We start from the raw sequence: 12,470 nt of genomic DNA, 5'->3' as shown, positions 1-12,470 counted from the left end.
GCAGGCAGCATGTGCTTTGTCTGCACCTGCCCGTAATACGCTCAATTCGTCAGCAAACCTTGTAAGTCCGCCGCCGCCATGGATGGCAGGAATTCTGTCACTGTGTACCGTGCAATGCCCTCACGCTGGAACGGATCTCCCTGCAAGATCGATTCAAGTGCTTCCCGGCTTGCCGTATTCGCCAGAATAAATCCACCCGTACGCGGCTCCTTGCGCCCAGACAGCAAAAACTGTCCTGTCGCATAATGCCGTTCAAGAAATGCACGGTGTTCGCTGACAAAATTATCCACTATCGACAAGGGCTGAATATAGGTGAGTTCGATGACGAACATGATAGATAAATTTTCTGCGGATAAAGTATGTTCGAGCAAATGAAGCCAAGTGTTTGTGGTGTAGTAGGGGGCGCGCTGCGCACCATCGTCAAATACTCATGTATGTGAAAACGGCGGGCATGGCGCATCCTGCAAAATGATCACCGCCCGCGGCCACTCGTTTCGACAATAATTTCATTGTCACACTTGTCGGTCTGGCGGTTAAATCCCTCCGCATCACCAACCAGTTTTGCCAGGCCCTTGCCCGTTTCAAAATTCGTTGGCAACTTCAGGCGTATCTCTTGCAGGTATTTACCATCGGCGCAACTGAGCATGAAGTTTTGCGCGATTTTTTCGCCTTCCTGTTTCTTGACCATTTCAAAGAAATCTTTCACCGCGAAAGATTTACCAGCGTGATCGAGGATGAACTTGCCCACCGCTGAATTATTGACTTCCTCAACGGCTGCCGCCGCGGTCTTGAAATACGTATCCGCATCGCGTGCCTGGCAAGTGCCATGCTTGCTCCATTCATACTCACCAAACTTGCTTTCAAACTGGAAATTCGGCATCCACTTGGCGATGCGTCTGATGGTGTCTGAAGATAGCTTCATCGGCTCGGTAGAACAGTTGCCGTAATTGATGCCGCATTCTTTTTTATTTGGCCACAGGCCATGCAGGGTCAGGTTGTTGATCTTCAGCTTGCCGCTATTGATGGCGTCGCACTCAGGCTTCTTGCCGCGATAAGCAAAGTGCTCGCAAAAGCCGGGCTGCCAGGTGATTGCCAGTACATAGCTGTCTTCAAGATTCGGCGTGCTGCACATGGTCTGGCGGTCAGCCTCCCGGTTCGCCTTGGCCCGGCCTGCTGGAGGATTGTCTTGCGGCACCTGGTCCAGTTGTGCAGTACCACAATCCCGCGCCACCCAGCGCAAATTAGGATTGGCACCATCCACATCCACCCGCAACCAGGCATAGTCACCCGGCTTGTTGATCTCCTTCACCGCATAGCTCTTACCGACCACGGTATGCACAGCACCAGGATTACTCTGCTTGTTGAAAGACGAGTACAGTTCGCAAGATTTGTTGGCGGTAAAGCTGCCATTCACGGGTTCGCTGGCGTAGGTAGAAAACGCTACGGCGGCCAGAAATGCAAACGCGACGATGTTGCGTGATCTCAGTTGCTTCATTTTGATCTTGTCTTCCATGGCAGATGGTAGTGAACAGGAGTACTTGGTACGCAAGCAAAGTAAAAATTGCCCTGCATTGTATCTTCAATAAGGAAAAACTGGAAAAGTATGGAAAGGACTGGAGCGGGTAAAGGGAATCGAACCCTCGTATGAAGCTTGGGAAGCTGCCGTTCTGCCATTAAACTACACCCGCATGACGTATATTCTACGCGTTTTTTTGAGGTGATGTCTATCGTGCATGTGGCAGCTTCGGGCTATTCGCTGATCACTACGCAGGATTCAGCTTTGCTACGGCTTCAATTTCTATCAGGGTATCCGCTGTCGCTAAAGAAGCAACACCGATACCGGTTAATGCCGGGCGTGATGTGCCCAGGTATGTTAGCAGCACAGGTACTACCTTTTCCATATGGTCGGCGAGTTCTCCCCTGACATAGACGCGTAGTTGCAGGATATTGGCGACTGAAGAATTTGCTGCTTCCAGCACGGTCAGCAGGTTTTTGATTGCCCCTCCTGCTTGCGCTGCGATGTCTTTATGCTTGACCTGGTAGCCGCCGTCCCAGTCGACCTGGCCTGAGATAAAAACCAGGCCGCTGTCAGTCTCTATTGCTGCTTGCGACATGCCAAATGGCGCGCCGTCATATAGCGTGGCGGGATTGATTTTCTTGATGGTCATATGAACTCTCTGTTGAATAAACATGCAGAGAGTCTGGAGGAAAGGGCCGCGCTTGACCATCAAGGCAGGCTTGTAAGCGATACAAGCGATTTATGTAGCTGGCGAGAACTTTTGCTTTATCTTGTCCAGCAGCCATACCATGAACGCATCATTCCGTGCGCTGGGGTGGTAGGCGGCAACGACTTCATACCCGGGTGGATATTTCTTGAGTGGTATTTCAAACAGGCCAGCACATGGCATCAGGCGTGATGGTAAAAAGCCGACCATGCCTGATTGCTTTAAATATTCCTGCGCCATGAAAAAAGAGGGTACTGATACCTGTACCTTGCGTCGCAGCTTTTGTTGTTCAAACCAGCTGTCTGCCGAGCCTTTGAAGCTGGCGATGCCCGGCGATGTCACGACAAAGTCATATTCGATCAGGCGTTCCAGCGGTAAATAGTCATCAAAGACAATGTCTTTGTTGGCGGATACGCAGACATATCTTTCCGTGAAAATCGCATCTGACACCAGGCCCTCAGGCACGTAGCCATTCGATGTCAGCGTCAGGTCTATCTCACCCTGGTGCATTTTCTGGATCAGGTTTGCACTCTCGATATTGATGATGGTGATTTTTACCCCGGGTGCAGAAGTCCGCAGTTCATTGATGAGCTCGCCTACGATGATTTTTTGCGTGTAGTCAGTGGCAGAGATGACCAGGGTTCTTGCTGTATTTGCCGGAGTGACTGAGCCAGGCAGGGGGATGTCATTGAGATGCATCAATACCTGGCGGACATGTGGCTGTATCAGTTTTGCATATGGCGTGGCGACAACACCATGACCTGTCCTGACAAAGAGCTGGTCACTGAGGATATCCCTCAACTTTTTAAGCTGCAGGCTGACGGCCTGCTGGGAGACGTCGAGATATTCTGCCGCTGCCGACAGGTTCTCAAACTTGTACAGGGCATCGAGGGTTCTGAGATGATTTATTTCCAGCTTTTCTATCATGCGGCCTCGTCTCGTGCTATGGTCGTTTTCCAGCTTGATTCCGGTGATTCATTTTAGCATTGTCAGCATGAATGCCGGGCTGCGCATACAGTTTGAAAAGATAAAAATGAGTGTGCATTACAAGACGATAAACAAACTAAAAGAGACGCAAGAGCTGATAGACCTGTACCGCGACGATCTGGATAGCAATGCATTTACGGGCATCATTGCCGATTACTCAGACAAATTTGTACTGTTAAGCTTGTTTACCGAAGAGGGCGTGGCGAATGGATTCAGCCTTGTCTATGGCGAGGATATTACCCGGATACGCTGGGGTGGCAATTTCCTTGAATCACTGTACGCCTTAATCAAGCGCAACCAGGCCGCGCCATGCATGCCCGGGATTGCCATCAATTCGCTACATGAAGCGCTGGCCTCTATTCAGGAGCAGTTTGGGCATGTGACTCTGCATACAGAGCGCGTGCGCAATGATGTCTGTTTTATTGGTGAAGTAGAAGAATTGGATCAGGATTTTCTGGTGCTGCACGAATATGGGACCAGAGAAAACCGCGACAGGAAGCATACTTTGCTTGCCCTGGATTTGATTACCCGTGTTGATGCGGAAGCAGTGTATGAGAAAAATCTGAAATATTTATATTCGAGATCCTGATAACGATTCTGATAAATATCTTGATAAAGAAACAGATGTGCAGCGCATTGGTCGCAATGCCTGAACCGGTGCTGCGTCTGAGCAGAAGCAGTATCACTTACCGAGCCCGCGAATAGCCCATATCCTTCGGGAGGCATAAATTTTCCTATTGCCACGCGCCAATTGAAAATTTTTGTGCCTGTACAACTTATATCTTTGTTTTTTCGATAAGTCGCATTAGAATTGACAATTAGATAATTCAATGCAAGGGTGAACTCCCCTTCATCCTTGCTGCAAACCTTCCGCATTGTTCTAGCCCTTAACGCACAAAGGATGATCATGAGCACAGCAAGCCTCAACGCCAGTAATTCCAATAATTCGAGTAGCAATGCCAGTGACAGTAGCGCGCCACCAGCCAGGCCGAATATCCTGTTCATCATGGTTGATCAGATGCGTTATCCGCCGCGTTATGCGGATGACCCGCTGGACCCGCTGTACCAGATTTTGCGTTTTGAAGAGGGTAGTCTGGCGGACAATCCGTATGCAGAACAGTTCCCCGGTTTCGTCAAGCTGCGTGAGAATGGGGTATCGCTACAAAACCATACCTGCTCCAGCATTGCCTGCGTGCCTGGTCGTGCCACCATCATGACGGGGCAGTACAGTGCGCATAGTGGCGTGACACAGACCGAGGGCATGTTCAAGGTCGATACTGATCCGGCCTTCCCATGGTTGCCGCAAGATGGCGTGCCAACCATGGGTGACTGGTTCCGTGCGGCGGGTTATGAGACGCATTATTTTGGCCGCTGGGATTTATCGAACCCGCCTGATGGCAGTCTGGAGAACTGGGGCTTTGGCGACTGGGAATATTCAACCCCGTCTGACCAGCGCTTCGGTACGCCCAACCTCGGCGTGTATCGCGACAAGACCTATACTGACCTCGTCACCACCTTCCTGCGCCGCAAGGGCGTGGGCGTGGAGGCGAATATGATCAACAGTAACAACCCCACCAATGCCAGTTTTAAGCCGCGGCCCTGGCTGGCGGTGGCGTCTTTTGTCAATCCTCATGATATCGGTGCTTATCCATTTCCTTGGCAACCAGCGGTAGAAACACCCACTACACCGCCGACGCTGGGCGACATCATTGCGCCCTATGGTGCACCTGTCAAAGGTACGCTGAGTCAGCCGCCGACTTACGGCAAGGCACCCAATCAGTTCAAGGCAACTTACCGCGTGCCGCTGAACCCTGATGGCTTCAAACTCGGCGATGTCAGGCTGCCTGCCAACTGGGACGGTGACCTGTCCAGCAAGCCGGATTGCCAGTACGATTATTCCTATAAATTCCAACTTGCACTGACGACCTTGCGTGGTCAGCATGCGGTCATTCCATCGCCTTATCCATTCAAGATGCAAAGCAATGCCGAGGACTGGTACCGCAACTACCTGGCGTTTTACCTGTACCTGCAATACCTCGTCAATATCGAAGTCAGCACCATACTTGAACGCCTGTATGAAAGTGGTCTCGACCAGAATACCATCGTCGTTTTCACTTCTGACCATGGTGAGCTTGCAGGTGCGCATGGCGGGCAGATAGAAAAATGGTGTGGTGCCTATCAAGAGGCCACGCATATTCCCGCCATTATTTCTTCACCACTGGTCAATGGTGACAAAACCATGCGCACCGTGCAATGCCACACCACGCATGTCGATTGGGTGCCAACTTTGCTGGGCCTGGCAGGCTATGATGAAAACGACAGGCAGGCACTGGCTAAATTCATACAGGGCCATGATGTCAAACCCCTGGCTGGCGAAGACCTGTCACCCGTCATTCGTGGCACGGCAAATGAAACTGAACGCTGTGGCGTGCTGTTTGTCTCTGACGACAACATCACCGCACCGCTGGACACCAACTATCTGCCTGACAAATACCAGTGGTATGTGAATATCACAGAACGCCTGACCAGCCCTACTGGCAAGCCTACCGAAAAGCAACCACTGACAGCATCCGGCCCTGTCGTACAACCCAACCACATACAATCATATTTTGAGAAACCATGGAAACTCGTGCGTTACTGGGAACCGCAAAATCCCACGAATACCCAATGGGAATTGTATAACCTCGATGCCGACCCGAATGAAAACCACAACCTGCTGCACTGGGACAAAACCACAGGTGCGCCTATACTGCGCTCTGGCCAGCTCGTTGAGCTGGGCCTGAACCTCGCACAGACAGAATTTGACCTCGCCTATTTACGCAAGGCTCTGAACCAGTCGCTGATCAAAGCTGGTTATACGCCGCAGAACATGCAGGACATGGGCATCGTGGCAGATGGACAGGCACCGAGCTGAATTGCTACCAGCAATGGCAGATATAGTTTTTGCGATGACACTGCCGTCAACGCCTCTCCCTTCAAGGGAGAGGCGGGGTGAGGGATGGGGTTCTGTTGGTTACTCCCGTCATTCATTTGAACTGAAAGCGATGGTCAAAAAAGCGGTGCGTATGAGATTGGTATTGCTTCAGATTGCCCTGATATGGCCCGTTATAAGTCGTCAAGTCAACAACTCATGGTCTGCCAAACATCTTCCCTAAAAATGCCGTCATCGCCTCCACCGTTGTTCCCAGCCATGGATCAAACAACCAAAAGCTATGCGGTGTATCCGGTAGCAGCACGGTCTGATTGGCGATGCCAAGAGCATTTAATTTCTCCACCATCTCATCCCGCCCAGGCTGAAGCGTCTTTGTGCGCTGCCTATGAACAGGATAGGTGGGGTATTTTTGTTGACATGTATCAGTGGTGACGCGTCTTTCCATACTTCAGGCTTTTCTGCATAGGTACCGCCAAACCAGGCACCCGCCGCAGATGGCTGCTTGCGCGGGTCGTCTTCATACTTGCGCGCTTCCTCTGAGGTAAAGTCGGACAGGCCATCGATATTGATGATGGCTTGCACTGCACTGGAAACGGCGCTGGAAACCGCACCGGGCTGTGCCTGTGGGTCAAATTCAGGCCTGTCATTCGTGACACCCACCAGGGCTGCGATCTGGCCGCCTGCCGAACCACCGGCCACGGCAATGTGCCTGGGGTCTAGCTGGTATTCAACCGCATGCGTGCGCAGCCAGCGTATCGCCGCCTTCACGTCATGGATGGCGGCGGGGTAACGGGCTTCATCTGATAAGCGGTAGCTGATGGCGGCAGCAACATAGCCGCGTTCAGCCAGCCGTATCGCCATGGGGGCGAGGTTGTCGCGTGTGCCTGAGCGCCAGCCGCCGCCATGCACCAGGACTATGCCAGGCAAGGCTGGGTTGCTGCTACTGCTGCGGGCTGGCATGAACACATCCAGTTGCAGGGCTTGGCCCTGATTGCTGACATAGCTGATATTGCGCAAGACCCTGACAGTTGCAGGCGGCTGTTTGCTGGCGATGTGGATATATGGATATGCCACCACCAGCTTTTTATAGGTGTTCTCGGCTGTATAGGCATTGTCTGCAGGCGCTGGCTGGGCAGGTTTTGCGCATGCTGTGAGCAGGCTTGCTGCCATGCATACAGAAGCAAACAAGGTGATGATGGCTGGCTTCAAGCGCTGCTCCTTCATGTATTTCTATTAATATTGCTGCCTGCCTGCCGCAGGCAGGCGCAAGAATTATCGCATAATCATAGAATAAGCGGCTAGTCCACATTGCATTATTGGACAGACCAATTTAGAATGGTCTGACCAATTGAGAGCAATAATATCGCTTCAGGTAATGAATTCAATAAAAACGCAAACGAGACAAACCAACAAATCTTCCAGGCGGGCGCACATGAAACCAAGTTCTACCCTTGTTAAAAACTTATTGACCATGGTCATCGCATCCTTGTTTTTGTGTGGCACGGCCTATGCCGACGGCGGCTACCGTAACAGGGACAATAAAGACCTCAAGGATACAGGCGAGGGTACTTATCCCGTGCCTTACCAAAAGCCGGAAGTGGCAGAAATCACCGAAGCCCTGCACCGCATACGCGCCTATATGGAATCAGTCACGCCTACCCGCGTGATCCAGAAGAATACGGGTGCCGAAATCACTGACTTTAGCAAGCCACCGGTTGCCGATGCGATTTTTGAGCCAAGCAAGGGGGACTTTGGCATCCTGGTCTATGAAATGGGTGTCGTGCATGCAGGTCTGATGAAGGCAGCAGAAGTCACGGGCGACAAAAAATTCACCGCCATGACAGAACGCCATTTTCAGTTTTTTGCCAAGACCATGCCTTATTTTGATGCGCAGGAAAAACAGTTTCACCTAGAGCGCGCCAACAGCTTTGCCCGCTTCCTGGACCCACGCTCGCTCGACGATAGTGGCTCCATGTGCGCGGCACTGATCAGGGCCAGGTTTGCCAATATCGGGCCTGACCTCAGTAACATGATCAAGGTGTGCAGCAATTTCGTCGCCAAACAGCAGTACAGGCTGGCTGACGGTACGCTCGCCAGAAAACGCCCGCAGGCATCTTCCTTGTGGGCAGATGATATGTATATGGGTGTCATGCCGCTTGGTGAAATAGGGCATTACACCAAAGACCGCAGCCACTTTGATGATGCTGTCAAAAACGTACTGCAGATGTCTGCCTATATGTTCAACAAGCAGGCGAATATTTACACCCACGGCTGGAATGCGAATAATCCTGACGCGCCGCGTTTTTACTGGGCGCGCGCTAATGGCTGGGCAGTACTGACTATGTCTGATCTGCTCGATGTGCTGCCCAAGGATCATCCGGGTTATCCAAAGGTACTGGCGCAACTGCGTGCCACTCTGAATGGCGTAGCCGAGTTGCAGTCTGGCCAGGGCCTGTGGCACCAGATGCTGGACCGCAATGACTCTTACCTTGAGACCTCGGCCAGCGCCATGTATGTGTATGTGTTTGCCCATGCAATCAACCAGGGCTGGATCAGCCCGACGACTTATGGCTCGATCGCCCAGGCTGGCTGGAATGCCCTGTACCCGCGCATCAATGCCAAAGGCCAGGTTGAAGGCACTTGCGTAGGCACCACCTTTGCGAGTGATCAGGTGTATTACTACAACCGCCCCACCAGTGTTGATGCCCTGCATGGCTATGGCCCCATGCTGCTGGCTGGTGCTGAAATGATCAAATTGTTGAAAAATCCGGTAATTGAAATCCAGCACAAGGTACGCACTTACCACTATCTGCCTGCTGGAAACAGCAAGACAGATTATCGCGAACACCATTGATGCCTTACATCTTATGGATACCAACAGGACACCAACAATGAAATCCATCGTCATGAAACAGACTCTGCATCTCTCTCTGCGCTATCAGATACTTCCGTTTGTATTGCTCAGCCTGTTTGGTGCGGGAGCGGCCAACGCTGCCGACAAGCTCACTATCCAGGTCAGCCATGATCTTGAGGCCGCACGCCCGTCCGAAACCATTACGCTGCCGTGGTCAGAAGTCAACAAGGCCTTGCCCGGTGCGCTGATACAACGCATTGCCGTTAAGGATGCCAAAGGCAAAGTGCTGGCGCACCAGGTCACCAATGTTGCGCCCCTGTCGAAAGACCCCAAGGGTGAGGGCATTGCTTATGGCGAACTGATTTTCCAGTATGATTTTGCGCCCGGTGAAAAACAGGCCGTCTTCAGCGTAGAAAAAATCGATACCCTGATACCGGTATTTGAAACCAGGGCCTTTGCCCGCTACATACCAGAACGCCTGGACGACTTCGCCTGGGAGAATGACAGGATAGGCCACCGCACCTATGGCCCGGCACTGGAAGCACCCGCACCGGCGGGCAGCAATAAAGAAGTCTTGCGCAGCAGCGGACTCGACATCTGGTTCAAGCGCGTGACCTACCCCATCGTCGATCGCTGGTACAACAAGGGCCATGACCATTACCACAAGGATGAAGGCGAGGGCATGGACATGTACAATGTCGGCCGTTCACGCGGCTGTGGCGGCACCGGCATCTGGGATGGCCAGACCCTCTATACCAGTGCAAACTACGCTACCTGGAAAATCATCGCCAACGGCCCCATACGCACCGTGTTTGAACTCAATTACGATAATTGGGATGCGGCGGGTGTCAAAGTGTCTGAAGTCAAACGTTTCACCGTTGATGCAGGTCATTTGTTTGACCAGATGGAAAGCACATTCACTTTCAGTGGCCCGGCACAACTGAAGGTTGCTCTTGGCCTGAACAAGTCGCCGACAGACAAGGGCCAGAACCCCGTCATCAAACTCAGCAAAAACCAGGCTACGCCATCCATCACCCAATGGGTAGATCAGGCCAGCAATGGCTCGATAGGCACGGCCATTATCTTGCCAACGGCAGAGGGCTATGCAGAAGACAAGCTCAATGATCTCATCGTCGCCACAGTCGCATCAGGCAAGCCCCTGCGCTATTACGTAGGAGCAGCCTGGGACAGGGCCAGCCCCTACAATAGCAATGAAAAATGGCAGGCCTATGTGAAGGCCCATGCCGAGAGAATGCAGCATCCCGTCAAGATTGTGACGGTACGCACGCCTTGATATTGAGGTCTGTGTCATTCAAAAAAGAACCAGATATGCCGCCATGCATTTCTGGTTTTTTTACGTTGCATCTGCTCAATTGAGCAGCTACCATTGCGGTTTTCAGGCAATGCGTCTTTGCACCGTATAGTGCGCTAACAGGAGAAAGTAATGGGACTGGGTATCAGCATAGGCACTCTGGCAGATTGCGATGATGAAGAGCTTGAATGGTCACAGGAGGATTTTGCGGCAATTAACACCGTGCTGGCACAAGCCGGTTTACCTGCGCACGTAGAACCCAGGTCTTTGCCTGCATTGGAATCCCGTGCGCAGCTTGATGGTTTCCCCTATTCCTTCCTGCATTATCTGCGCCGTGCTTATGCGCACCGCAAGGCAGACCCTGCATGGCTTGCAACACCGCTGGCAGACAATGAAGACCCGGGCCAGGACGAGGCATTGCAGGCAGAATATGACAATCTTGCTAGCCATTTGATCTGTCATTCAGATGCAGAAGGTTATTATGTGCCTGTCGATTTTGATGAAGTTCTGTTCGACAGTGAAGAGGCCGGTTTGCCAGGCGGCATGCTCGGCTCCTCTTACCGCCTGATGGACGAGCTGGTACTGATTGCACCGGCGCTGGGCATACAACTCGACAACGGGCAATTGTCAGATGCCGAAGTGGCACGCATACAAGAACAAGCCGAAAAAGAAGGTGCCTGCTACCGTGAGCTGGAAACATGGATCACGCTGTTTGAAGCAGCTCGCCTTAGTCTGGAGCACAAGACTGCCATCGTGTTTTGCTGAAGAATTTATGGCATTTGCTTGATGAGTCGCTGCTTACAATAAATGTTGACAATAACCGCTTCTGACAAACCTTCCAATAAAGGTCTGCCATGAAACCACAAATCACCGTCATCACCCTGGGTGTCGATGACCTGGAAGCATCCTTGCATTTTTATCGCGATGGTTTGGGCTTTGCCACAGAAGGTATCATCGGTAAAGAATTTGAATACGGTGCCGTGGTATTCATTCAGCTACAAGCGGGTTTGCGCCTCGCCCTGTGGCCACGCAAGAGTATTGCAGAGGACACTGGCATTGCAGTGCAAACCGCAAGCGCAACAGAAATGACGCTGGGTCACAATGTGACATCAAAAGCAGAGGTGGATGCCGTCATGGCAAAAGCTGACTCAGCCGGGGCCAGGATCGTCAAGCCTGCGCATGATAATTTCTGGGGTGGCTACTCGGGCTACTTCCAGGACCCTGACGGGCATCTGTGGGAGGTCGTGTGGAATCCGGCCAGGGAGCAATAAAGCTTGCGCCTGTTCGTGCCAGCCTTATTGCTGCATGTTGCGTTGTAGCACGCCTCGTAATCTGCAATTCATTGACTTTAGTTGACGCTTGATAAGTGGCAACACATTTTTGGTTTCTATGTGATTACTCTGATAATGGAGTTCCAATTAAGTACATTCGGTCCAGCTGGATTTGAGATGAATACTAGGGTTTATCTTTTCCTACTTTCAGCAAATTAATAACTTGATCGAGTCCATCAAAAGTAATAGGAATTTTATCTACATCTGAGACTATCCCACCAAAGATTAATGCCTCAAATTTCGATAAATCTCCATCTTTATTATCCTTCTTATTATTGTGCTTATTATTGCGTTAATGTCGCACGTATCTCCATCAATATCCTGCCCAGCATATTCTTGCCACGCCCATCACTGCCACAGCCCCAATAGTCATCGTCGCTGGTGTCTTCAACCAGTTTTGCAGCGCCTGTACTTAACAGCAAGGCTTTTAAATCGGCATGCTGCTGGAACTTTGCCATCAGCGCATCCCGCATGACCTGTACTTTGACTGACTCCCAATCCGGGCGTAATTTTTCTGTGCGTGCTCGTCCCAGGCGGGCCGCAATGGCTGGTGTATTGGCCTTGCGTATCTTTTCGCGATATGCCGCATCTACAAATTTTTGCGCCTGGAAATAATGTTCAGAAGTGGGCCAGGTTTTTCCCTTGATGGAGATGGAATAGCGTGCGAAGTTGGAGAACTCTCCAAACTCATCTTCTACTGAGTAGAATTTGATGATGGTGTTTGAATTTGCGTCTGGAGTTGTGCTTGATTTACGGTCGTTCAAAATAAATTAATCACCTTAAAAAATGAGAGGGAAAACCGGCCACCATGCATGCGATGACCGGATTT

The 12,470-nt window shown here is 51.4% G+C and carries 12 protein-coding genes and 1 tRNA gene; 6 read left to right on the top strand and 7 right to left on the bottom strand.

All coding sequences use genetic code 11. The annotated features are described in order from the left end of the window. Positions 1-41: 41 nt before the first annotated feature. From UNDKW_RS22385 to UNDKW_RS22365, 5 genes are all read right to left on the bottom strand, one after another. Complete coding sequence (locus tag UNDKW_RS22385; RefSeq protein ID WP_162060525.1) at positions 42-332, bottom strand: YciI family protein; 291 nt, start codon at positions 330-332, stop codon at positions 42-44. 140 nt (positions 333-472) lie between these two features. After that, entirely contained in the window at positions 473-1,495 is a 1,023-nt protein-coding gene (locus UNDKW_RS22380; protein ID WP_162060524.1) for a ribonuclease I, read from the bottom strand. Between the two features lie 119 nt (positions 1,496-1,614). Next, positions 1,615-1,688 (bottom strand) — tRNA-Gly (locus UNDKW_RS22375). A gap of 75 nt (positions 1,689-1,763) precedes the next feature. Next, positions 1,764-2,168 carry a RidA family protein gene (locus UNDKW_RS22370; RefSeq protein WP_162060523.1) on the bottom strand — a complete coding sequence of 135 codons (405 nt, stop codon included), beginning with the start codon at positions 2,166-2,168 and terminating at the stop codon, positions 1,764-1,766. Positions 2,169-2,258: 90 nt separating this feature from the next. Next, on the bottom strand, positions 2,259-3,152 hold the full coding sequence (locus UNDKW_RS22365; protein WP_162060522.1) for a LysR family transcriptional regulator: 894 nt from the start codon (positions 3,150-3,152) through the stop codon (positions 2,259-2,261). On the opposite strand from UNDKW_RS22365, the gene UNDKW_RS22360 reads away from it, so the two are divergent. Continuing rightward, positions 3,151-3,801: a hypothetical protein gene (locus UNDKW_RS22360; protein ID WP_162060521.1), complete on the top strand. Its 651-nt coding sequence runs from the start codon at positions 3,151-3,153 to the stop codon at positions 3,799-3,801. The two genes, UNDKW_RS22365 and UNDKW_RS22360, sit on opposite strands and share 2 nt — an antisense overlap. Before the next feature lie 318 nt (positions 3,802-4,119). Then, entirely contained in the window at positions 4,120-6,126 is a 2,007-nt protein-coding gene (locus UNDKW_RS22355; RefSeq protein ID WP_162060520.1) for a sulfatase-like hydrolase/transferase, read from the top strand. A 348-nt stretch (positions 6,127-6,474) separates the two neighbouring features. Here the strand turns inward: UNDKW_RS22355 and UNDKW_RS22350 are convergent, their stop codons facing one another. Next, on the bottom strand, positions 6,475-7,368 hold the full coding sequence (locus UNDKW_RS22350) for an alpha/beta hydrolase (RefSeq protein ID WP_197892976.1): 894 nt from the start codon (positions 7,366-7,368) through the stop codon (positions 6,475-6,477). A 208-nt stretch (positions 7,369-7,576) separates the two neighbouring features. Between UNDKW_RS22350 and UNDKW_RS22345 the strand changes: the two genes are divergently transcribed. The 4 genes from UNDKW_RS22345 (at position 7,577) to UNDKW_RS22330 (ending at position 11,581) form a co-directional block, all read left to right on the top strand. Next, a complete protein-coding gene (locus tag UNDKW_RS22345; RefSeq protein ID WP_162060519.1) occupies positions 7,577-8,998 on the top strand; it encodes a glycoside hydrolase family 105 protein in 1,422 nt (473 codons plus the stop codon). A 37-nt stretch (positions 8,999-9,035) separates the two neighbouring features. Beyond that, entirely contained in the window at positions 9,036-10,292 is a 1,257-nt protein-coding gene (locus UNDKW_RS22340; RefSeq protein WP_232063085.1) for a DUF4861 family protein, read from the top strand. A gap of 150 nt (positions 10,293-10,442) precedes the next feature. Beyond that, positions 10,443-11,075, top strand: a complete 633-nt coding sequence (locus UNDKW_RS22335) for a hypothetical protein (RefSeq protein WP_162060518.1) — start codon at positions 10,443-10,445, stop codon at positions 11,073-11,075. Positions 11,076-11,164: 89 nt separating this feature from the next. Continuing rightward, positions 11,165-11,581 (top strand): VOC family protein, encoded by a 417-nt coding sequence (locus UNDKW_RS22330; RefSeq protein WP_162060517.1) that lies wholly within the window; start codon positions 11,165-11,167, stop codon positions 11,579-11,581. Between the two features lie 344 nt (positions 11,582-11,925). Here the strand turns inward: UNDKW_RS22330 and UNDKW_RS22325 are convergent, their stop codons facing one another. Further along, positions 11,926-12,405, bottom strand: coding sequence for an NADAR family protein (locus tag UNDKW_RS22325; RefSeq protein ID WP_162060516.1), 480 nt, complete (start codon positions 12,403-12,405; stop codon positions 11,926-11,928). Positions 12,406-12,470 lie beyond the last annotated feature (65 nt).

This window comes from Undibacterium sp. KW1 (assembly GCF_009937955.1).
Taxonomy (GTDB): Bacteria; Pseudomonadota; Gammaproteobacteria; order Burkholderiales; family Burkholderiaceae_D; genus Undibacterium.
Note: the sequence above shows the minus strand (reverse complement) of the source record. Positions and strands in the feature narration are given on the sequence as shown.

Bases quoted from the DNA above. Each gene is read 5' to 3' on its own strand.
- UNDKW_RS22355 (WP_162060520.1), top strand. From the start codon at position 4,120: ATGAGCACAGCAAGCCTCAACGCCAGTAATTCCAATAATTCGAGTAGC.
- UNDKW_RS22360 (WP_162060521.1), top strand. From the start codon at position 3,151: ATGCGGCCTCGTCTCGTGCTATGGTCGTTTTCCAGCTTGATTCCGGTG.
- UNDKW_RS22365 (WP_162060522.1), bottom strand. From the start codon at position 3,152: ATGATAGAAAAGCTGGAAATAAATCATCTCAGAACCCTCGATGCCCTG.
- UNDKW_RS22345 (WP_162060519.1), top strand. From the start codon at position 7,577: ATGAAACCAAGTTCTACCCTTGTTAAAAACTTATTGACCATGGTCATC.
- UNDKW_RS22330 (WP_162060517.1), top strand. From the start codon at position 11,165: ATGAAACCACAAATCACCGTCATCACCCTGGGTGTCGATGACCTGGAA.
- UNDKW_RS22350 (WP_197892976.1), bottom strand. From the start codon at position 7,368: ATGAAGGAGCAGCGCTTGAAGCCAGCCATCATCACCTTGTTTGCTTCT.
- UNDKW_RS22335 (WP_162060518.1), top strand. From the start codon at position 10,443: ATGGGACTGGGTATCAGCATAGGCACTCTGGCAGATTGCGATGATGAA.
- UNDKW_RS22380 (WP_162060524.1), bottom strand. From the start codon at position 1,495: ATGAAGCAACTGAGATCACGCAACATCGTCGCGTTTGCATTTCTGGCC.
- UNDKW_RS22340 (WP_232063085.1), top strand. From the start codon at position 9,036: ATGAAATCCATCGTCATGAAACAGACTCTGCATCTCTCTCTGCGCTAT.
- UNDKW_RS22370 (WP_162060523.1), bottom strand. From the start codon at position 2,168: ATGACCATCAAGAAAATCAATCCCGCCACGCTATATGACGGCGCGCCA.
- UNDKW_RS22385 (WP_162060525.1), bottom strand. From the start codon at position 332: ATGTTCGTCATCGAACTCACCTATATTCAGCCCTTGTCGATAGTGGAT.